This window comes from Amycolatopsis sp. NPDC048633 (genome assembly GCF_040650695.1).
In the GTDB taxonomy this organism is placed as follows: domain Bacteria; phylum Actinomycetota; class Actinomycetes; order Mycobacteriales; family Pseudonocardiaceae; genus Amycolatopsis.
Genome location: NZ_JBEZHS010000061.1, coordinates 1 through 19912 on the forward strand (window position 1 = coordinate 1; position 19912 = coordinate 19912).

General features: G+C 70.5%; 16 protein-coding genes and 1 pseudogene. 7 read left to right on the plus strand and 10 right to left on the minus strand.

The genetic code is table 11. The features are described from left to right. Both AB0C38_RS47760 and AB0C38_RS47765 read right to left on the minus strand, forming a co-directional pair. The coding region (locus AB0C38_RS47760) for a family 20 glycosylhydrolase (RefSeq protein ID WP_360687768.1) at positions 1-1647 on the minus strand (1647 nt) is incomplete at its 3' end. Positions 1648-1714: 67 nt separating this feature from the next. Further along, positions 1715-3592 (minus strand): propionyl-CoA synthetase, encoded by a 1878-nt coding sequence (locus AB0C38_RS47765; RefSeq protein WP_360687771.1) that lies wholly within the window; start codon positions 3590-3592, stop codon positions 1715-1717. Positions 3593-3779: 187 nt separating this feature from the next. Here AB0C38_RS47765 and AB0C38_RS47770 point away from each other — a divergent pair, with 187 nt between their 5' ends. Continuing rightward, positions 3780-5528, plus strand: a complete 1749-nt coding sequence (locus AB0C38_RS47770) for a serine/threonine-protein kinase (RefSeq protein WP_360687774.1) — start codon at positions 3780-3782, stop codon at positions 5526-5528. Here AB0C38_RS47770 and AB0C38_RS47775 read toward each other — a convergent pair. Next, positions 5525-6094, minus strand: a complete 570-nt coding sequence (locus tag AB0C38_RS47775; protein WP_360687777.1) for a class I SAM-dependent methyltransferase — start codon at positions 6092-6094, stop codon at positions 5525-5527. The genes AB0C38_RS47770 and AB0C38_RS47775 overlap by 4 nt on opposite strands. 82 nt (positions 6095-6176) lie before the next feature. Between AB0C38_RS47775 and AB0C38_RS47780 the strand changes: the two genes are divergently transcribed. Further along, complete coding sequence (locus tag AB0C38_RS47780; protein ID WP_360687780.1) at positions 6177-6890, plus strand: helix-turn-helix transcriptional regulator; 714 nt, start codon at positions 6177-6179, stop codon at positions 6888-6890. Position 6891: 1 nt separating this feature from the next. On the opposite strand, the gene AB0C38_RS47785 is transcribed toward AB0C38_RS47780, so the two are convergent. Then, positions 6892-8460, minus strand: a complete 1569-nt coding sequence (locus AB0C38_RS47785; protein WP_360687783.1) for a phospholipid carrier-dependent glycosyltransferase — start codon at positions 8458-8460, stop codon at positions 6892-6894. 80 nt (positions 8461-8540) lie between these two features. On the opposite strand from AB0C38_RS47785, the gene rsmI reads away from it, so the two are divergent. Continuing rightward, positions 8541-9377, plus strand: a complete 837-nt coding sequence (gene rsmI / locus AB0C38_RS47790) for a 16S rRNA (cytidine(1402)-2'-O)-methyltransferase (protein WP_360687830.1) — start codon at positions 8541-8543, stop codon at positions 9375-9377. Here the strand turns inward: rsmI and AB0C38_RS47795 are convergent. Beyond that, positions 9370-9909, minus strand: coding sequence for a QsdR family transcriptional regulator (locus tag AB0C38_RS47795; RefSeq protein ID WP_360687786.1), 540 nt, complete (start codon positions 9907-9909; stop codon positions 9370-9372). The genes rsmI and AB0C38_RS47795 overlap by 8 nt on opposite strands. Before the next feature lie 42 nt (positions 9910-9951). Between AB0C38_RS47795 and AB0C38_RS47800 the strand changes: the two genes are divergently transcribed. Beyond that, positions 9952-10905 carry an NADPH:quinone oxidoreductase family protein gene (locus AB0C38_RS47800; protein ID WP_360687789.1) on the plus strand — a complete coding sequence of 318 codons (954 nt, stop codon included), beginning with the start codon at positions 9952-9954 and terminating at the stop codon, positions 10903-10905. On the opposite strand, the gene AB0C38_RS47805 is transcribed toward AB0C38_RS47800, so the two are convergent. The 5 genes and pseudogenes from AB0C38_RS47805 to AB0C38_RS47825 form a co-directional block, all read right to left on the minus strand. After that, a complete protein-coding gene (locus AB0C38_RS47805; protein ID WP_360687792.1) occupies positions 10882-12129 on the minus strand; it encodes an aminodeoxychorismate synthase component I in 1248 nt (415 codons plus the stop codon). The two genes, AB0C38_RS47800 and AB0C38_RS47805, sit on opposite strands and share 24 nt — an antisense overlap. A gap of 19 nt (positions 12130-12148) precedes the next feature. Further along, complete coding sequence (locus AB0C38_RS47810; protein ID WP_360687795.1) at positions 12149-12763, minus strand: GH25 family lysozyme; 615 nt, start codon at positions 12761-12763, stop codon at positions 12149-12151. Between the two features lie 77 nt (positions 12764-12840). Beyond that, positions 12841-13605 (minus strand): ABC transporter permease, encoded by a 765-nt coding sequence (locus AB0C38_RS47815; protein ID WP_360687798.1) that lies wholly within the window; start codon positions 13603-13605, stop codon positions 12841-12843. Beyond that, positions 13595-14572 (minus strand): ATP-binding cassette domain-containing protein, encoded by a 978-nt coding sequence (locus AB0C38_RS47820; protein WP_360687801.1) that lies wholly within the window; start codon positions 14570-14572, stop codon positions 13595-13597. The genes AB0C38_RS47815 and AB0C38_RS47820 overlap by 11 nt, the downstream gene beginning before the upstream one ends. A 282-nt stretch (positions 14573-14854) precedes the next feature. Next, positions 14855-15450: pseudogene (locus tag AB0C38_RS47825) on the minus strand (PadR family transcriptional regulator). 52 nt (positions 15451-15502) lie between these two features. Between AB0C38_RS47825 and metG the strand changes: the two are divergent. The 3 genes from metG (at position 15503) to AB0C38_RS47840 (ending at position 19859) form a co-directional block, all read left to right on the plus strand. Continuing rightward, on the plus strand, positions 15503-17299 hold the full coding sequence (metG, locus tag AB0C38_RS47830) for a methionine--tRNA ligase (RefSeq protein ID WP_360687804.1): 1797 nt from the start codon (positions 15503-15505) through the stop codon (positions 17297-17299). A 10-nt stretch (positions 17300-17309) separates the two neighbouring features. Next, on the plus strand, positions 17310-18146 hold the full coding sequence (locus tag AB0C38_RS47835) for a TatD family hydrolase (protein ID WP_360687807.1): 837 nt from the start codon (positions 17310-17312) through the stop codon (positions 18144-18146). Positions 18147-18434: 288 nt separating this feature from the next. Continuing rightward, positions 18435-19859, plus strand: a complete 1425-nt coding sequence (locus AB0C38_RS47840) for a transglycosylase family protein (protein ID WP_360687810.1) — start codon at positions 18435-18437, stop codon at positions 19857-19859. Positions 19860-19912: the final 53 nt, after the last annotated feature.

Genomic DNA, 19912 nt, shown 5'->3' on the forward strand with positions numbered 1-19912 from the left:
GGCGGGGATGGCGGCGTTCAGGTCGACCACCCGCTGGGCACACGCGGCGCAGTTGGCCGGGTTCATCGGGATGATCTTGGCGACGACGAGCTTCGCCTGCGGGCTCCGGTAGAAGTCGATGCCTTGGGTCACCCAGCGCGGGGCCTGCTTCGCCAGGCGCAGCCGGTAGGCGTCCCAGTTGTGCGTCGACTTCGGGGACCAGCCGATCTCCGCGATGCCCGGGAGCCGGGGGAACGCCATGTACTCGATGTCGTCGCTGGTGCGGATCGTCTCCGTCCACAGCGGCGCCTCGACGCCCGCGACCTGCTTCTCGCCGACGCCGGTCACCAAGGAAGCCGGGTCCCAATTGTAGCCGTCGCGGACCTCGACCAGCGCGGCCCAGTCCTGGCCCAGCGGCGTCGACTCGTCGTACTTCATGTCCAGGTACGCGTAGTTCGCCGGCGACATCAGGATCTTGTTGCCCTGGGCCGCGGCGGCCGCGACGGACGCGTTGTCACCGCCGAAGTCCCAGTACTGCGGGATGGCCGACACCGGCAGCGTGGACTTCGCGATTTCGTGCCAGCCGGTGATCTTCTTGCCGTACTTGGCGACGATCGGCTGCACCTTCTGCTCGAACGCGATGTAGTCCGCGGGCGGCGTCGCGTGGGCCTCGTCGCCGCCGATGTGCAGGTACTGGCCGGGCGTGATGGCCGCCAGTTCGCGCACGACGTCCTCGACGAACCTGTACGTGATCGGCGAAGAGATGCACAGCGAGCTGTAGCCGACCTCGGTGTCCGTGCGCGGCGGCACCGCGACGCCGTCGCAGTTCAGCTCCGCGTACTTCGACTGCGCCGCGTTCGTGTGGCCCGGCATGTCGATCTCCGGGATCACCGTGATGTGCCGCGAAGCCGCGTACGCGACGATGTCCTTGTACTGCTTCTGCGTGTAGTAGCCGCCCGGATCGCCGTCGGCGGCCGTCTGACCGCCGACCGTCGCCAGCTTCGGCCAGCTCTTGATCTCGATGCGCCAGCCCTGGTCGTCCGCGAGGTGCAGGTGCAGGGTGTTGATCTTGTACTGGGCGATCTGGTCGATGTACAGCTTGACCTGGTCCGGCTGGAAGAAGTGCCGGGCGACGTCGAGCATCGCGCCGCGCTCGCCGAAGCGCGGGTAGTCGAGGATCGTGCCGCCGGCGACCGTCCACGTCCGGTGCTGGACGCGCTTCGCGTCGATCGCCGAGGGCAGCAGCTGCCGCAGCGACTGGACGCCTTCGAAGAGCCCGTCCGCGGTGTTGGCCTTCAGGGAAACGCCGTCGCGGGCGACTTTCAGCTCGTAACCCTCGGTGCCGATGCGCGAGTCGTGCCCGAGCTGCAGCGAGATCGCGGGCAGGCCCCAGGACCGCGGCACGACCGGCAGCGGGTAGCCGGTGGCCGGGCGGAGCAGGCCGCGCAGGTAGTCCGCGACCTGGCCGGCGCCGCGGTCGGCGCTGATCACGGTGAACGGCGTGAGCTTGAAGTCGCCCCGTGGGTCGGCCTTCGCCGAGACGGGCGCCGGGACGACGTCGGTCACGCTGCGTTCGGGAGCGGCGGGGGAAGCCGCCGCGGCAGCGGGCAGGCCGACTGCCGTCAGACTCACGATCGCCGCGGTCGAGACGGCTCTGGACAAGCGCATCAGGGCACCTCCGGTCGGGGGACTTCTCCCAAAGGTACAGACCAGCCGGAGCATTTGGAACAATACTTTACGAAGTGCGCAGCGCGGCCCGGATCGCGTCCAGGACGCTCGGGTCCTCGATGGTGGACGGCACCGCTTCGTCGCGGCCGTCGGCGATCGCACGCATGGTCTTGCGCAGGATCTTCCCGGACCGCGTCTTCGGCAGCGCGTCCACAATGGACACATCGCGGAACGCGGCGACCGGCCCGATGTCCCGGCGGACCAGGGCCACGAGCTCGTCGCGCAGCTTGTCCTCGGCGATGTCCTCGCCCGCCTTGAGCACGACGAACCCGCGCGGCAGCTGGCCCTTGAGCTGGTCGGCGACTCCGATGACGGCGCACTCGGCGACGGCGGGGTGCGAGGCCAGCACGGCCTCCATCGACCCCGTCGACAGCCGGTGCCCGGCGACGTTGATGACGTCGTCGGTGCGACCCATGACGAAGAGGTAGCCGTCCTCGTCGAAGTAGCCGGAGTCGCCGGTCAGGTAGTGGCCGTCGTAGCGCGAGAGGTAGGCCTCGCGGTAGCGCTCGTCGTCGCCCCACAGCGTCGGCAGCGAGCCCGGCGGCAGCGGCAGCTTCACCGTGATGGCGCCTTCGCGCCCGGCCGGCAGCTCGTCGCCGGTCTGGTCGAGGATCCGGACGTCCCAGCCGGGGACGGGCTTGGTCGCCGATCCTGGCTTTACTTCGATCGGCTCGACGCCGCGGAGGTTGGCGGCGATCGGCCAGCCGGTCTCGGTCTGCCACCAGTGGTCGATGACCGGCGTGCCGAGCTTCTCGTGCGCCCAGTGGTAGGTCTCCGGGTCGAGCCGCTCGCCGGCCATGAACAGCGTCTTGAACGCCTTGAGGTCGTACTTCTCCAGCTCGCGGGCGTCCGGGTCGAGCTTCTTGATCGCCCGCAGCGCGGTCGGCGCGGTGAACAGCGCCTGGACGCCGTGCTCGGCGATGACCCGCCAGAACGCGCCCGCGTCCGGCGTGCCCACGGGCTTCCCCTCGAACATGACCGAAGTCGCCCCGGCCAGCAGCGGCGCGTACACGATGTAGGAGTGCCCGACGACCCAGCCGACGTCCGACGCCGTCCACCAGATGTCGCCCGCGTGGACGTCGTAGATCGCGTCCATCGAATAGGCGAGCGCGACCGCGTGGCCGCCGGTGTCGCGCACGACGCCCTTCGGCTTCCCGGTGGTCCCGGACGTGTAGAGGATGTAGAGCGGGTCGGTGGCCGCGACCGGCACCGGCTCGGCCGGGGCGGCGTTCACGGCCAGCTCGCGCCAGTCGAGGTCGCGGCCGGTGAGCTCGGCCGGCGCCTGCTCGCGCTGCAGCACGACGACGTGGTCGGGCTGGTGCTCGGTCATCGCCAGCGCGCCGTCGATGATGGGCTTGTACTCGACCACCCGCGTCGGCTCGATGCCGCAGGACGCCGCCAGGATCACCTTGGGCTTGGCGTCCTCGATCCGCGCCGCCAGCTCCTTCGGCGCGAACCCGCCGAACACCACCGAGTGCACCGCGCCGATCCGCGCGCAGGCCAGCATCGCGATCGCGGCCTCGGGCACCATCGGCAGGTAGACGATGACGCGGTCACCCTTCGTGACCCCCAGCGAACTGAGCGCGCCGGCGAACCGCGCGACCGTGTCCCGCAGCTCTTCGTAGGTGTAGGTGCGTTGCTGTCCGGTCACGGGAGAGTCCCAGATCAGTGCGGCCTGGCCGCCGCGGCCGGCCTCGACGTGCCGGTCGAGCGCGTTGTACGAGGTGTTCAGCTCGGCGTCCGGGAACCACCGGTAGAAGGGCGGCCGGGAGTCGTCCAGGGCCCGCTCCGGGGGCTTCGTCCAGCTGATCGACCTGGCCGCGGCCAGCCAGAACGCCTCCGGATCGGCCAGGCTCCGCCGGTAGGCTTCGGAGTACGCGCCCATGCCCCGCTCCTTCGCGTCGAACGTCTGAACCGCCCCCATCATGGCGCGCGGGCGGCGGGCTCGCCGGATTCCGGGCACGCTGAAGACCCGGCAACCTCACGGCGGCCGGCTGCGTCCTAAGCTGGACCGCGGGAAAACACCGCGTGACGCAAGTGCTGGGAACACGGACAGTGAGGGAGCCTTAGCGGTGAACGGACTCGCGAGCGCGTTGCTCTCGCTAGCCCACTCCTTGTTCGGCCCGGGCTTCTGCCCCGGCGAATGGGTCTGGGCCACGAGTGCGGCCGGCGCGCTCGTCGCACTGCTGCCGCCGATCGGCGCGCTGGCCGTGTCGATCATCCGGAAGGGCACGGGCAACCGCTACGACGTGACGACGCTGTCGGTCTTCGGCGCGATCGGGCTGTTCAGCGCGCTGGTGCTGCCGTGGCTGCTGTCGAACGGCGTGTCGGGCGTCTACCGCGCGGCGTTCGCCAAGGAGAAGACCGGCCTGTCCGCGAACGAGCTCTCGACGCTCAACGGCCCCGGCGGCTGCTGGGTGGACAACCAGCGGGAGTACCTGGGCGGCGGCCAGAGCGTCTACGACGTGCTGTTCGCCCGCAACGGGAGTGACATCCCCTTCTTCGTCTACCTGCTGGCGTTCGTCGTGCTGGGCGCCGGGTCGCTGCTCTTCGTGATGCTGCAAGCGCGCACCGCCTTCCGCCGCGGCCCGAAGTGGCCGTCGCGGTTCTTCTGGATCCCGTTCGCCGCGATGCTCGTGTTCAGCGTCGGCATGGAGGCCAACACCGCGCTGCACTTCTGGCTCGGGTTCCTGCCGTTCAGCGTGCTGGGCCTGATCCCGGTCGCGATGGTCGGCCCGCCGCCGTGGTCGGTCATCAACCGGTCGGACGCGCCCCCGCGCCGCGACCAGGAGCCGCAGGGGCCGCCGCCGTCGCAGGTCCAGCCGCGCCCGACCCCGCCCCCGCCTCCCGTCAACCGGCCGTACCCGAAGACGGCGCTGGCGGCCGCGCCCGAGCCTCCGCCGATGGCCGGCGCGCTGGCCGCCGCGCCGGGCCCGATCCCGCCGCCGCCCGGCTCGCGCAACGCCGGCGGCAGCCGCTACCGGCGCGTCAAGCAGCTCGGCGCGGGTGGTTTCGGCACGGTCTGGCAGGCCGTCGACACCCAGCTCAACCGCACGGTCGCGCTGAAGATCGCGCACGCCCCGGACCGCGACACCGCCGAGCGCATGCAGCGTGAGGCCCGCGCGCTGGCCGTGGTCAGCCACCCGAACTGCGTCAAGGTGTACGACCTGGCCGAGGAGCCGGACGGGCTCGCGCTGGTGATGGAGTACCTCGAGGGCCGTCCGCTGGCCGAGCTGGTCGACGGCCAGGGCCCGCTCGACGACGTCGCGGCCGGGCGCCTGTGGGCGACGATGGCGGGCGCGCTCGCCGCGGCGCACGACAAGGGCGTCCTGCACCGCGACATCAAGCCGTCGAACGTCATCCTCGACCCGAGCGGCCTGGCCCACCTGATCGACTTCGGCATCGCCCGCAGCCAGGGCGACTCGAAGATGACGGCGACCGGGATGATGATCGGCACGCCGGACTTCGTGGCCCCCGAGCAGGCGATGGGCGCGACGGCGTCCCCGGCGTCGGACGCGTGGCAGCTGGCGGCGACGATCAGCTACGCACTGTCCGGCCAGCCCCCGCGAGGCACCCGCGAGACGCCGATGGCGGCGCTGATGGCCGCGGCCCGGGCGGAACCGGTGTCCCGGCTCCCGCAGCGCAGTGCCCACGCGCGGCTGCTGGCGGCTTCGCTGGACCCGGAGCCGCGCCGGCGACCGACGTTGAACGCGGTGCGGCGCGAGGTCGAGGGCTGGCTGTCGCGGGCCGGCAAGTCGGCCGACGGCCCGGTGACGCGGGTGGTGCCGCGCCAGCCGGGGAACCAGCTGCCCCGCCGCTAGCCGGGCTTCACGGCCGAGAAGATCACCAGCTCCTTCGGCCGGAGGTCCACCCTGACCTGCTCGAACCCCGCCTTCTCGAGGCGGCCCGGGAAGGTCGCCGCGTCGACGACGTTCATTGTGTCCCCGATGTGCAGCAGGCGGAACCGCAGGTTGAGCTGGCCGTCGCTGCCGCAGTACGTGCCGCCCGGGCGCAGGACCCGCGCGGCCTCGGCGAAGATCGCGTCCTGCAGCTGCTTGGTCGGCACGTGGTGCAGCATCGTGAAGCACACGACCGCCGAGAACCGGCGGTCTTCGAAGGGCATCTCCGCGCCGCTGCCCTCGACGACCTCGGCGCGGTCGCCGTACTTCGCCCGCAGCAGCTCGGTCGACGCGTGGTCGATCTCCAGCACCGTCAGCTTCGGGACGGCGCCGAGCAGCACCTTCGTCGTGGCGCCGAACCCGGGCCCGATCTCGAGCACGTCGTCACCCAGGTCTCGCTCGGCGAGCCACGGCGTCAGGCGCTCCTCGACGGTGGCCGCCCACTTCTCCGAGCTGCAGATCTTGCGGTGGATCAGGTTCATCGGCATGCGTCCGACGCTAGGACTCCGCCCCGGTGACCGATAGCCGATAGCCTGACAACCGATGTCGCGAAACAGCCAACCTGGCGCCATGCTCCTCGGCGAGGTCGACCTGCCCGCCGGCACCTGGTTCCCCGAGCACGAGCACCCCGTGCACCAGCTGGTCTGGTCGGCCCGCGGGGTCGTCGGGGTCAAGGCGGGCGACGCGGGCTGGGTCCTCCCGCCGACCCGGGCGCTGTGGATCCCGGCGGGTGTCCAGCACCGCACCGGCGCGCTCGGCCGGGCGGCACTGCGCGGCATCTACGCCGACCCCGCGTTGTCCCCGGTGTCGTGGCCCGAGCCGCGGATGGTCGCCGTCCGCCCGCTCCTGCGCGAGCTCCTGGAGTACCTGACCGGCGACAGCGTGGCCCCGGCGGCCCGGGTGCGGGCCGAGGCGGTGGCGTTCGACCTGCTGGAGCCCCTGGACGTGGTCCCGATCGTGGTCCCGTCCCCGTCCGACCCGCGCGCCCGCGACGTCGAGACGGCGGTGCTGACGAACCCGGCGGACCCGCGAAGCCTGGCGGAGTTCGGCCGGGACGTCGGAGCGGCGGAGCGGACGCTGGCCCGGATCTTCGTCCGCGAGTGCCGGATGCCGTTCGGGACCTGGCGCACCCAGGTGCGGCTGCGGGCGTCGCTACCCCTGCTGGCGCAGGGATCGCCGCTTGAAGGAGTGGCCCACCGGGTGGGCTACAGCTCGGCGAGCGCGTTCGTCGCGGCCTTCCGGCGGGCGGTGGGGGTCACCCCGGGGGCGTACTTCGCGGGTTGAACTACCGCCAGGACGGCAGCCAGCGTTCGGCGTCCCACTGGCCCGTGGTGATCGCGATGCCGTTCAGGATCGGCCACAGCCAGGCGAAGTTCGCCACCACCAGGCCGACGTACAACGACACCACGAGCAGACCGGTCCCGCGTCTTTCGAACCCGCGCCGGGCACTGCCCAGGATCTGGCCCAGGCACAACGTCAACCCCAGCACCAGGAACGCCGCCAGCGGGGTCGCGTAGAAGAAGTACATCTGCCGGTCGATGTTGGTGAACCAGAAGACGTACCCGCCGAGGTAGCCCACCAGCACCGCCGCGTAGCGCCAGTCCGCGCGGAAGATCGAGCGCCACACCGACCAGCCCAGCATCGGGATCGCCAGCCACCACATCGCCGGCGTGCCGATCAGCATCGTCGCGCTGACGCAGCGGGACTCGCCGCAGCCGGTGACCTCGCCGTCGTAGCTGTAGAGCATCGGGCGCAGCCCCATCGGCCACGTCCACGGCTTCGACTCCCACGGGTGCGGGTTGTCCTTGGGCGTGACCAGCGTTTCGTGGAAGTGCAGGACGTTGCCGGTGTAGTCGGCGAGCGAACGCAGCGACGCCGGCACCCACGACCAGAAGCCCGGTGCGATGTCCTTGATTTCGGTGTAGTGCCGGTCGGTCGCCGTCTCGCTCGCGAACCACGCCCAGTACGCGCTCAGGTACATCAGGAACGGGATGAGCAGGATCGCCCAGAGCGCGGGCAGCACGTCCCGGCGGATCGTGCCCAGCCACGGCCGTTCGACGCCGGCCGCGCGCCGCGCCGCGACGTCGAAGAACACGCACAGCAGCCCGAACGCGACGATGTAGTACAGCGCCGACCACTTGACGCCGAAGGTGAGCCCGATCATCAGCCCGGTCGCGAACCGCCACCAGCGGAAGCCCAGCTTGGGGCCCCACACGGACTCGTTGACCCAGCCTTCGCGGACCGCCGTCGCGAGCCGGGTGCGCACCTGGTCGCGGTCCACGAGCAGGCAGGCGAACGCGGCGAGCACGAACAGCGCGATGAAGATGTCGAGCATGCCCATGCGCGACTGCAGGTGCAGCACGCCGTCGCTGATCACGAGGATGCCGGCGATGCCGCCGAGCAGCGTCGAGCGGGTCAGGCGGCGGGCGATCCGGATGGTCAGGAAGACGATGAGCGTGCCGGCCAGCGCGGGCATGATCCGCCAGCCCCAGCCGTTGTAGCCGAACAGCCATTCGCCGATCGCGATCAGCTGCTTCGCCAGCGGCGGGTGCACGACCAGCTCGTAGCCGTAGTTGTCCTCGTAGCCGCCGTTGCGCAGCATCTGCCACGCCTGCGGCACGTAGTGCTTCTCGTCGAAGACCGGGCTGCCCTTGTCCGTCGGCACGCCGAGGTTCTGCAGCCGGACGATGCCGCCGATGACGGTCAGCACGAGGGTGACGACCCAGCCGCGCAGCCGGTCGGTCGGCATGCCGCGGCCGAGCAGGGTCACTTCGCGGTCGGTCGGCGGCCGGAGCGCTTCGACCGGGTCCGGCCGGACGCTTTCGTCGTCGGGACGGGTCAGCACGGCGGTCACGGGGGCGATCCTACGGGCGGGGCAGGGCGTGCGTCGTCCGGATCCGCTGATCAGCCTAGGCTGGGCCGGTGAGCTCACCGCTGCCTCCCGGCCGCCTGATCCTGGCGGCGACCCCGCTCGGCGACGTCCGCGACGCCTCGCCCCGCCTGGCGGAAGCGCTGGCGGAAGCCGACGTCATCGCCGCTGAGGACACCCGCCGGTTGCGTGGCTTGACGGCGGCGCTGGGGGTGACCCCGCGCGGCCGGGTGGTGAGCTTCTACGAAGACGTCGAGACGGCGCGCCTGCCCAAGTTGCTCGAATCGTTACGCGGGGGCGAGTCGGTGGTGCTGGTGACGGACGCCGGTATGCCCAGTGTGTCCGATCCGGGGTTCCGGCTCGTGGCGGCGTGCGTCGCGGAAGACCTTCCGGTGACGTGCCTCCCGGGCCCGTCCGCGGTGACGACGGCGCTGGCTTTGTCCGGTTTGCCGTGTGACCGGTTCTGCTTCGAGGGCTTCGCGCCGCGTAAGCCCGGGGAGCGGTCCAAGTGGCTTTTGTCGTTGCGTAACGAGCCCCGGACGGCGGTGTTCTTCGAATCCCCGCACCGGCTGGCCTCGACGCTCGCCGACGCGGCTTCAGCGCTGGGCGGCTCGCGACAGGCCGCGGTGTGCCGCGAGCTGACGAAGACGTACGAAGAGGTGAAGCGGGGGACTCTCTCGTCTTTGGCGGAGTGGGCCGCGGACGGTGTTCGCGGGGAGATCACGGTGGTGCTCTCGGGCGCGGAGCCGCGCTCGGTTTCGGTGGCGGACCTGGTGGGCGAAGTCTCGGAGCGGGTGGCTTCGGGAGAGCGGCTGAAGTCCGCGGCGGCCGAGGTCGCCGAGGCCGCGGGGGTGTCCAAAAAGGAGCTTTACGACGCCGTGCTGGCTTCGCGGGTCAAGTGAGCAGTGCGGTCACCGCGGCATGCGCCTTCGCCGCATCAGGCGCGTCGCCGGTGATCACGTCGGTGTACACGAACGACTCGCCGATCCGCACCAGCAGGTAAGCCAGATCCGGCACCGGCAACGGCGGAACCAGCCGCCCCGCCGCGACCTCGCCCGACAACAATGACTCCAGCTCCGCCGTAGTCCGCCGCTGGCAAACGCTTGCGCGCGTCGTCAGCAGCCGCAGGGCCCGCTCCGGCTCCCGGCGCAGGAAGTCCCGGAACGGCGGCGACTCGTTCGCGAACCGGACGTACCCGCTCACGAAGTCCGCGATCCCCGCCGCGCCCCGGCCTTCGCACGACGGCAGCAGCCGAGCTATCGAGGCCGACGACAGCGACCACAGGATCTCGCCCAGTAGCAGATCCCGGGAGCCCACCCGGCGGTGCAGCGTCGCGCGGCTGATCGACAGTGTCTGCGCCAGCTCGCCCATGTCCACCCGCAGGCCGGCCAGGAACCAGTCGCGGGCGAGGTCGAACTCCGCCGAGTGAGACATATGCCAGAATGTCTCACAAGGACGACCGAGAGGGAAACGCAGATGCGCGCAGTGCAGGTGACCGAGTTCGGCGGACCCGAGGTGCTCACGCCGGTCGAGCTGCCCGATCCGGTGGCCGGCCCGGGCGAGGTCCTCATCGACGTCGACCGCATCGGCGTCAACTACGCCGACACCCACCAGGCCGAGAACAGCTACCTCGCGCCGTCGCAGCTTCCGCTCGTCCCCGGCGGCGAGGTGGTCGGGACCCACGACGGCAAGCGCGTCGTCGCCCTCCTGAACGGCGGGGGCGGGTACGCCGAAAAAGCCGTCGCGCCCGAGGCGACCACCTTCCCCGTGCCCGACGGCATCGACGACCTCACCGCGCTGTCCATGCTGGTCCAGGGCGCGACCGCCTGGGTCCTCCTGCGCAAGAACGCCCACCTGGCCGAGGGCGAATCGGTCGTCGTGCACGCCGCCGCCGGCGGGGTCGGGACCATCGCCGTGCAGCTCGCCAAGGCCTGGGGCGCCGGCCGCGTCATCGCCACCGCCAGCAGCGAGGAGAAGCGCGCCCTCGCCCTCGAACTGGGCGCCGACGTCGCGGTCGACTCGCGCGCGGAGGACATGACCGAGGTGCTCCTCGACGCCAACGGCCGCCGCGTCGACATCGTGCTCGACATGGTCGGCGGCAAGACCACCGACCAGAGCATCGCCGCGCTCGCGCCGTTCGGCCGGCTCGCGTTCTACGGCATGGCCGGGCGCGAAAGCCCGAAGCCGGTCGACCTGCGCAACGTCCTCGGCCACAGCACCACGATCAGCGGCATGTGGCTGCCGCACGTCTTCCGCCTGCCGGGCAACGTCTTCGGCACCGCCCTCACCGAACTGTTCGACCTGGTGCTGGCGGGCAAGCTCAAGGCGATCCCGGGCGGCGAGTTCGCCCTGTCGGACGCGCGGGGCGCGCACGAGGCCCTGCGTTCCCGCAAGACCGTCGGCAAGCTACTGCTCGACCCCGGCAAGTAGGCGTTCCAGGGGTGCCGCCTTGTGGAGGCACTCCTGCCACTCCGCCTCCGGGTCCGAGTCGGCGGTGATGCCGCCGCCGACGCCCAGCTCGATGGTGCCGCCGGCGATCTCGAACGTCCGGATCGCGACGTTCAGCTCCAGGCCCGCCGCCGGGGATGCCAGCCCGATCGCGCCCGTGTAGACGCCGCGCCCGCACGGCTCCAGCTCCGCGATCAGGTCCAGCGCGCGGATCTTCGGCGCGCCGGTCACCGAGCCGGGCGGGAACGTCGCGTCCAGCAGCTCGGCATCGGACACCGAAGGGCGCAGGACTCCCGTCACCGTCGAGTCCAGGTGCCAGACGCCCGGCGCCGGGCGGACCTCCAGCAGCGACGGCACCGCCACGGTCCCCACCTCGCACACCCGGCCCAGGTCGTTGCGCACCAGGTCGGTGATCATCACGTTCTCCGCGACGTCCTTCGCGGACTGACGCAGCAACCGGGCGTTCCCGTCGTCGCGAGGCCCGCGCCGGGGGAGCGTCCCCTTGATCGGCGTCGACCGCACCGCATGGCCGTGGCGCGCGAGGAACAGCTCCGGCGAGAACGAGACCACCGAGCCCCACGGCCCCGAGACGAACGCCGCCCGGCGCGGATCCAGCGAGGACACCCCGGCCGCGAACAGTGCCTCGGGTGAGCCGGAGAACGACCCCGTGAACCGGCTGCAGATGTTCGCCTGGAACAGCTCCCCGGCCTCGATCGCGTGCACGCACGCCTTCACCGCGTCTCGGTGCTCCGACGGCAACGGACGTCGCAGCGGCCCGGCCTCCCAGGAAAGATCGGGAGCTCCGGAAGCCAGCAGGGATTCCATTGTGGACACCGGCGGCCCGGCGCCGTCCAGGGACTCCAGGAAGCAGGTGCCCGAGGCGGACCACCGCAGCACGTGGTCCGCCCAGCCCCACGCGGACGCCGGCAGTGAGCCGGTCCGGCCCGAAGGATCCGCGAGGTCGTACGCCAGGTACCCGAACCAGCCGCCGCCGACCACCCCGGGCGGGGCGTCGACCTGCGCCGGGAAGGAAGGAACGCCGGGAGACACCCGAAGCGACGGCGCGATGACCGCTCGTGACCCGAACCAGTCGCCCGACACCATGGCGGGCGGCGGCAGGCCGCGAGAGGCGTTGTGGTGAGCGAGTACCGAAAAAGCGTGCGACGGCGTCACGTTCGTCCGAAGTGCCCTGCTCGTCACCCGCATGGCGACATATCACCACACGTCAAAGCAAAAGGTCGCCCAGTGTGAACGGGTACACGACGGCGTTCTGCTCCACCGGTCCCTCGACGCCGGGCACGTCCGGCGCGTACGCGTGCTGGTGCACGCCGAGGCGGGAGTGGAACCAGCCGGCCCGGCCCGGGATGCCGTTGTGCCGGATCAGCCACAGCACCACTTCGGAGTCGGCCCAGCGGTCCGGGTGCAGCCGGTGCTGCCAGCAGTCGTAGTCGGCGTAGACCAGCACGCGCTCGATCCGCGCCGCCTGCCGGACGTACTTGATCCACGCCTTGATGAACCGGTCGTCGACGCTCGGCGCCGCCACTTCCAGCGCCGGCGCCAGCGAGCCGGGCGAGAACGCGCCGAGCCTGCTGGCCGTCCGCACGAAGTGGTCGGCCTGGTCGTGCACCGCGCCGGGCCGCGCGTAGTGCCGGCCGCCGACGTGCAGCCCCGCTTCCTGCGCGCCGGAGAGGGTCCGCTCCGCGGCCGAACTGCTCCAGTTGACGTTCTCGCTGACCGTCACCGAGACGAACCGGGTCTGCGCGGATCGCACGGCCTGCCAGTCGGACACGCGCTCGCGGTGGGACAGCGAGATGCCGAGTTCGGCTTCCGGCTCCGTCACAGTCCGCCCCCGGCGCGTAGATGAGAGCACACCATACGTCGCCGGGAGCGGACCCGCAGTGACTCACACGCGGTTGATCAGGCGTTTTCTTTTTGGAAGGTCCGGGTGCCCCACCACACCGACACCACCGCCATCACCAGCACCACGACGCTGCCGGTGAACAACGCGTCCATCGTGAAGTCGCCGCGGAAGGAACTGCGCTCGACGTCCACCACGTGCCGGAACGGGTTGATCTGGGAAATCGTGTACAGCCACTTGGGCGCGACCCCGGCCGTGATCGGCAGCAGGATCCCGGAAAGCAGCAGCAGCGGGATGAGCACGGCGTTGAGCAGGGCCGGGAACGTCTCCTCACTCTTGAGCGTCAGCGCCAGCGCGTAGGAGCACGACGCCAGCGACACCGCCAGCAGGAACACGATCACCAGGCTCAGCAGCACGCCGCCGACCGGCGCGTCGAGGTCGAACACCAGGTACGCCAGCAGGATGATCAAGATGGCCTGCACCACGGCCTGCAGCGCGCTGGCCAGTACCTTGCCCAGCAGCAGCGCCCCGCGGCTGACCGGCGTCACCCGGAACCGCTCGACCACGCCGGAGCGGTAGTCGGCCAGCAGCCCGAACCCGACGAACGAGCTGCCGAAGAGCGCCAGCTGGGCGATCAGCGCCGGGGTGAGCAGCATCCAGCCGTCCACTTCGGACAGGCCCTGGGCCTGCATCGCCTTGACCATCAGGGGTCCGAACAGGAACAGGTACAGCAGCGGCTGCATGATCCCGATCATGATCCACGTCGGGTTGCGCAGCGCGGCCTTCATGTCGCGGCGGAAGATCAGCCAGGTGTCACGCAGCACGGGTGCCCTCCTCGGCTTCGCGCAGCGAGCGCCCGGTCAGGGTCAGGAAGACGTCGTCGAGCGTCGGCCGGTGGACCTGGACCGACCGCATCGGGATGCTCTTCGCGTCGAGCGCCCGCAGCAGCTCCGGTAGCGCGACGTCGCCGCGCGGCACGCGGAAGCGCACCTCGCCGTCGGCCACGGACAGCTCGTGCGCGCCCGCCAGCCGGCCCGCGATCTCGGCGGCGTCCGCGCCCTGCTCCGGATCGACGCCGACCTCGACGCGGTCGCCGCTGACCCGCGCCTTCAGCGCGTCCGGGGTGCCCTCGGCGACGATCCGGCCGTCGTCGATGACGATCAGCCGGTCGGACAGCGAGTCGGCTTCGTCGAGGTAGTGGGTGGTGAGGAAGACCGTGACGCCCTGCTCGGCGCGCAGCCGGCGGATGTGCTCCCACAGGTTGGCGCGGCTCTGCGGGTCGAGCCCGGTCGACGGCTCGTCGAGGAACACCAGGCCGGGCGAGTGGATCAGCCCGAGCGCGATGTCGAGGCGCCGTCGCTGCCCGCCCGACAACGTCCGGGTCAGCCGCTGGTCCAGCCCGGTCAGGTCGAGCTGTTCGGCCAGCTCGGCGCCGCGCGCGATCGCGTCGGCCTTGCTCATCCGGTAGAGCCGCCCCTGTAGCTCGAGCTCGTCGGCGACCTTGGTCTCCGGCGAGGTGCCGCCGCCCTGCGCGACGTAGCCGATCCGCTCGCGCACCCCGACGGGATCGGCCAGCAGGTCCCGGCCGCCGACGGTCGCGGTACCCGCGGTCGGCTTCAGCAGTGTGGTCAGCATGCGGAGCGTGGTCGTCTTCCCGGCGCCGTTCGGCCCGAGAAAACCGACCAGCTCGCCCGCGTCGACGTCGAGGTCGACGCCCTTCACTGCGTGTACTTCGCCCCCAGTGCGGCCCTTGCGGCGGAACCGCCGCTCGAGACCGCGTGCCGTGATCATGGAGAAACCCCTCTCGAAGGTAGTCAAGATTGACTAGCTGAGGCGCCTACTGTGCCCCAGGAAGGGTGCGCTAGTCAAACTTGATTACTCGACGGCTTCGTCTGGTGGCTGCCCGGTGAACCTTTCCGCCCGGAATGCCGACTGTGTCGGTGACGCGCATGACGTGAGGCAGGGCGACACAGTGAGCGAGGAACGGGCAACGGGACCTGACCCGGCGTCATGAAAGGGTCGTTCATGACGTCCGACGCCATGAACGACCCTTTCATGACGTTCGCACGCTCGCTACCGGGCCGGCGGCTCTCCGAACGCGCGACCGGGATCGTCGGCCATCACGTATTCGCCGGCTTCGAGCCGGGCGATCAGGTTCCGGAGCCAGTCGAGGCTCGCCGCCGAGATCTCGCCCCAGAGCCGGAACAGCTCGGAGATGTGCGCGGGCTGTCCCCACTCGGAGCCCTCGTCGATGAGCAGCGCCGCCCGCCGCACCTCGGCTTCGAGGTGGACAAGCCGCTGGTTGAGCATGCCGATCACCCGCTTGCGGGGCAGCGTGGTCATCGGCGAGATCGCGGCGGACAGCTCCGGGTGGCGGACCTCGGGATCGGACAGGGCCGTGCCGAGCAGCAGGTGGAACTCCCGGTCGCCGTCCTCGGTGACCCGGTAGGCGATCCGGTCCGGTCCGGGCCGCCCTCGCCCGGCTCGACGTCGACCTGCTCCAGCAGCTCTTCGGTGCTCATCTTCTTCAGCGCGTGGTAGATCGACCCGGGCTGGACGTTGGCCCACTTGTCCGCCGACCAGCTCAGCAGCTCGCGCCGCACCTGGTAGCCGTGCGCGCGGCCGTACATCCGCACCACCCCGAGCACGAGCAACCGTGTCGCCGACAACCGGGCCTCCCTCTCGACAAAGCGTGTGACGCCCTCCGTAGGCTAATAAGGTATGAGCACCCCAGTGTTGACCGCGGTGGCCTGGCCCTACGCCAACGGCCCCCGCCACATCGGCCACGTGTCCGGATTCGGCGTCCCCTCCGACGTCTTCTCCCGCTACCAGCGAATGGCCGGCAACCGGGTGCTCATGGTCTCCGGCACCGACGAACACGGCACCCCGATCACCGTCCAGGCGGACAAGGAAAACTCGACCCCGCAGCTGACGGCGGACAAGTACACCCGCCAGATCGGCAACGACCTGCAGGGCCTCGGCCTCTCCTACGACCTGTTCACCCGGACCACGACCGGCAACCACGCCGAGGTGACGCAGCAGATCTTCCTGGCGCTGCACCGCAACGGCTACGTCGTGCCGAAGACCACGCGCGGCGCGATCAGCCCCTCCACGGGCCGCACGCTGCCCGACCGCTACGTCGAGGGCACCTGCCCGATCTGCGGCTACGACGGCGCGCGCGGCGACCAGTGCGACAACTGCGGCAACCAGCTCGACGCCGCGGAGCTGATCAACCCGAAGTCGCGGATCAACGGCGAGACGCCGAAGTTCGTCGAGACCGAGCACTACTTCCTCGACCTGCCGGCGTTCACCAAGACCCTCGGCGACTGGCTGGGCACCAAGAACGACTGGCGGCCGAACGTCCTCAACTTCACCAAGAACCTGATCGACGACATGCGGCCCCGGCCGATCACCCGCGACCTCGACTGGGGCGTCAAGATCCCCCTCGACGGCTGGAGCGACCAGCCGATGAAGCGGTTCTACGTCTGGTTCGACGCCGTGATCGGGTACTTCTCGGCCAGCGTCGAGTGGGCGCGCCGCTCCGGCAACCCGGACGCGTGGCAGGAGTGGTGGAACAACGCCGACGCGCGCTCCTACTACTTCATGGGCAAGGACAACATCACCTTCCACGCCCAGATCTGGCCGGCGCTGCTCTTCGGGCACAACGGCGAGGGCGACAAGGGCGGTGAGGCCGGCAAGTACGGCAAGCTGCACCTGCCGGACGAGATCGTCTCCAGCGAGTTCCTCACCATGAGCGGCTCGAAGTTCTCGACCTCGCGCGGGCGCGTCATCTACGTCGAGGACTTCCTGCGCGACTTCGGCCCGGACACGCTGCGGTACTTCATCTCGGTCGCCGGCCCGGAGACCCAGGACACCGACTTCACCTGGGACGAGTTCGTCCGCCGGACCAACTTCGAGCTGGCCAACGAGTGGGGCAACCTGGTCAACCGGTCCATCTCGATGGCGCACAAGAACGTCGGCGCGATCCCGCGTCCGGAGGCCCCGACGGCGGCCGACGAGGACCTGAAGGCCCTGTCCCGCAAGGCCTTCGACACCGCGGGCGCGCACCTGGCCCGGTCCCGGTTCAAGCTGGCGGCGAGCGAGGCGATGAAGGTCGTCACCGCGGCGAACAAGTACATCTCCGACCAGGAGCCGTGGAAGCTCAAGGACGACCCCACGCGGCGCGACACCGTGCTGCACACCGCGCTGCAGGTCGTCTCCGACGCCAACACGCTGCTGACGCCGTTCCTGCCGCACTCGGCGCAGAAGGTCCACGAGGCCCTCGGCGGCACCGGCGTCTGGGCCGCCCAGCCGGAGCTGCGCGAGGTCGAGGACCTCGACATCGCCGGCCGGGTCAACCCGATCCTCACCGGCGACTACGCGGGCGAGCAGGCCAAGTGGGAGTCGAAGCCGATCGAGGTCGGCAAGCCCCTGGCCAAGCCGTCGCCGCTGTTCACGAAGCTCGACCCGGCGCTGGGTGAGACCGGCCCGGAGTGGGCCCCGATCGTCAAAGAGTAAGAGGTAGTGCATGGGTGACGAGAAGCGCGAGCTGCCGCCGGTCCCGGACCGGCTCCCGGTGTCGGTGGTGGACGCGCACACCCATCTCGACGCGTGCGGCGCGGTCACCGCGGCCGATGTCAAGGCCCTGGTCGACCGCGCCGAGCGCGCCGGCGTCGCCCGCGTCGTCACGGTCGCCGACGACCTCGCTTCGGCCCGCTGGGCCGCCGAGGCCGCCACCTGGGACCGCCGGGTCTGGGCCGCCGTGGCGATCCACCCGACGCGGACCAAGGGGTTCGGCGAGGCCGAAAAGTCCGAAGTGGAGCGCCTGGCCGCGCAGGAGCGCGTGGTCGCGGTCGGCGAGACCGGCCTCGACTACTACTGGGACTACTCGCCGCACGACGCCCAGCAGGAAGCGTTCCGCTGGCACATCGACCTGGCCAAGCGGCTGGACAAGCCGCTGATGATCCACGACCGCGACGCCCACGAAGACGTCTTGCGCATCTTGGCCGAAGAGAATGCGCCGAATGCCGTAATCTTCCATTGTTTTTCCGGGGACGCGGAAATCGCCCGCCGCTGCCTCGACGCGGGTTATGTCCTTTCCTTCGCGGGCACGGTGACGTTCAAGAACGCGAAGGGGCTCCACGAGGCCGCGCGGCTCTGCCCGGCGGACCAGTACCTCGTCGAGACCGACGCGCCGTTCCTGACCCCCCACCCGTTCCGTGGGCGGCCGAACGAGCCGTTCGGCGCCGCCTACACCGTCCGTCACCTGGCGGCACTCAGGGGCGAAGCTGTCCACGAAGTCGCCGAATCGGTCCGGACCACGGCCGAACGGGTCTACCGACTCCCCAGTGTCACAACGGGGTGAACGCATTGCGACATCAGGGTTCCTTGATCGTCCACCTGATGGAGTGACGGGGATCACGACACTCCGGGGGGTGTTTGCGCAACCCGGCGGGACCCGTTACTGTCCCGTGATCGTGCCGGTCGGTACTGCAGACTGCAGTTGCCGACTGTTACGCCCACAGTCACGTCAGTGCACGTCGGGGAAGCGGAACCGGGTAGGTACGACCGGGACCGTGACGATGGCGCCGGCTGCGGGCCCAGACGTAAAGACGCCGCCCCGAACGGCGTCTTGGGAAAGGGAACGACACCGGTGACAGGTAGCAGACAGGCTGGAGCGCGCTCCGCGGCCGTCCTCGATCGTCGTTACGAGGAAACCGCCTACGGCCAGCTCGACTTCTCCGACGACCCGAACATCACGCAGCAGGACATCCTCGCCGCGCTCGGCCCCGACGCCGACGCGATGATGGCCGAGATCGACGTCGACGTCGACGAGCTGATCCGCCTCATCAACGCCGAGACGACGTACCTGCCGCCGATCGTCTTCCCTGACGAGATCGAGGCGGACCGGACCGCGTCCCCGCAGGCCAAGCGGGCCGCGATGGACGAGAGCATCCGCCAGACCAGCAAGGTCTGGAAGCGCCGCTTCCTCAAGGGTGCCGTCCTCAGCGTCATGATCAGCGTCGCCGGCGGCGGCGCGGCCGCGCTGGCGATGAACAAGAGCATCACCGTCGACGTCGACGGCCAGCAGCAGACCGTGCACTCGTTCGGCGACACCGTCGGCGAGGTGCTGGAAGACGCGGGCCTGTCCGTCGGCGCGCACGACTCGCTCTCCCCGTCCCCGCAGGCCGAGGTCGGCGACGGCGGCGTCATCAAGCTCGAGCGCGGCCGCCAGCTGAAGCTGATCGTCGACGGCGCGGAGCACACCTCCTGGGTCCGCGCGACCCACCTCAGCGACGCGCTCGGCCAGCTCGGCATGGCGGGCATGGACAAGCCCGGCACGTGGATGTCGATGCCGAAGGACGGCGAGCTGCCCCTCCAGGGCGCCACCGTCGAGATCAAGACCCTCAAGCACATCACGCTCTACGACGGCGCGAACGAGCCGAAGCAGGTCACCACGACCGCGGTCACCACCCAGGAGTTCCTGGGTGAGTACAAGCTCACCCTCGGCCCGGAGGACGCGGCCGAAGGCGGCTTGGACGTCAAGCTGACCGACGGCGCCGAGGTCCACATCAGCCGGACCGGCGTCTCGATGGTGAACCAGAAGGAAGCCATCGACCCGCCCGAGCAGCGCGTCGACGACCCGAACCTCGAGAAGGGCAAGACCGAGGTCGAGGACCCCGGCACGCCCGGCGAGAAGATGGTGACCTACAAGGTCACGCAGAAGAACGGCAAAGAGGTCTCGCGCGAGTCGGTCTCCGAGAAGGAGCTGACCCCGGCCAAGCCGAAGATCGTCCACGTCGGTACCAAGAAGGCTCCGGAGCCGGCCATCGGCGACGCGTCCTCGTGGGACCGCATCGCCAAGTGCGAGTCGGGCGGCAACTGGGCCACCAACACCGGCAACGGCTACTACGGCGGTCTCCAGTTCGACAAGCGCACGTGGGACGCCTACGGCGGCGACCAGTACGCGAACCTGCCGCACCAGGCTTCGCGCGAGCAGCAGATCGCGGTCGCGGAGAAGGTCCGCGACGCCCGCGGCGGCTACGGCGCCTGGCCGGTCTGCGGCAAGAAGGCTTGATCTTCCGCGAAACGGCCCCCGTCCTGTCCGGGCGGGGGCCGTTTGCGTTCGCG

What these genes read in the sequence shown, in the direction of transcription:
- AB0C38_RS47765 (WP_360687771.1), bottom strand. Translation starts at nt 3,592, where the DNA reads ATGGGCGCGTACTCCGAAGCCTACCGGCGGAGCCTGGCCGATCCGGAG.
- AB0C38_RS47775 (WP_360687777.1), bottom strand. Translation starts at nt 6,094, where the DNA reads ATGCCGATGAACCTGATCCACCGCAAGATCTGCAGCTCGGAGAAGTGG.
- AB0C38_RS47780 (WP_360687780.1), top strand. Translation starts at nt 6,177, where the DNA reads ATGCTCCTCGGCGAGGTCGACCTGCCCGCCGGCACCTGGTTCCCCGAG.
- AB0C38_RS47795 (WP_360687786.1), bottom strand. Translation starts at nt 9,909, where the DNA reads ATGTCTCACTCGGCGGAGTTCGACCTCGCCCGCGACTGGTTCCTGGCC.
- AB0C38_RS47800 (WP_360687789.1), top strand. Translation starts at nt 9,952, where the DNA reads ATGCGCGCAGTGCAGGTGACCGAGTTCGGCGGACCCGAGGTGCTCACG.
- AB0C38_RS47805 (WP_360687792.1), bottom strand. Translation starts at nt 12,129, where the DNA reads ATGCGGGTGACGAGCAGGGCACTTCGGACGAACGTGACGCCGTCGCAC.
- AB0C38_RS47820 (WP_360687801.1), bottom strand. Translation starts at nt 14,572, where the DNA reads ATGATCACGGCACGCGGTCTCGAGCGGCGGTTCCGCCGCAAGGGCCGC.
- metG (WP_360687804.1), top strand. Translation starts at nt 15,503, where the DNA reads ATGAGCACCCCAGTGTTGACCGCGGTGGCCTGGCCCTACGCCAACGGC.
- AB0C38_RS47835 (WP_360687807.1), top strand. Translation starts at nt 17,310, where the DNA reads ATGGGTGACGAGAAGCGCGAGCTGCCGCCGGTCCCGGACCGGCTCCCG.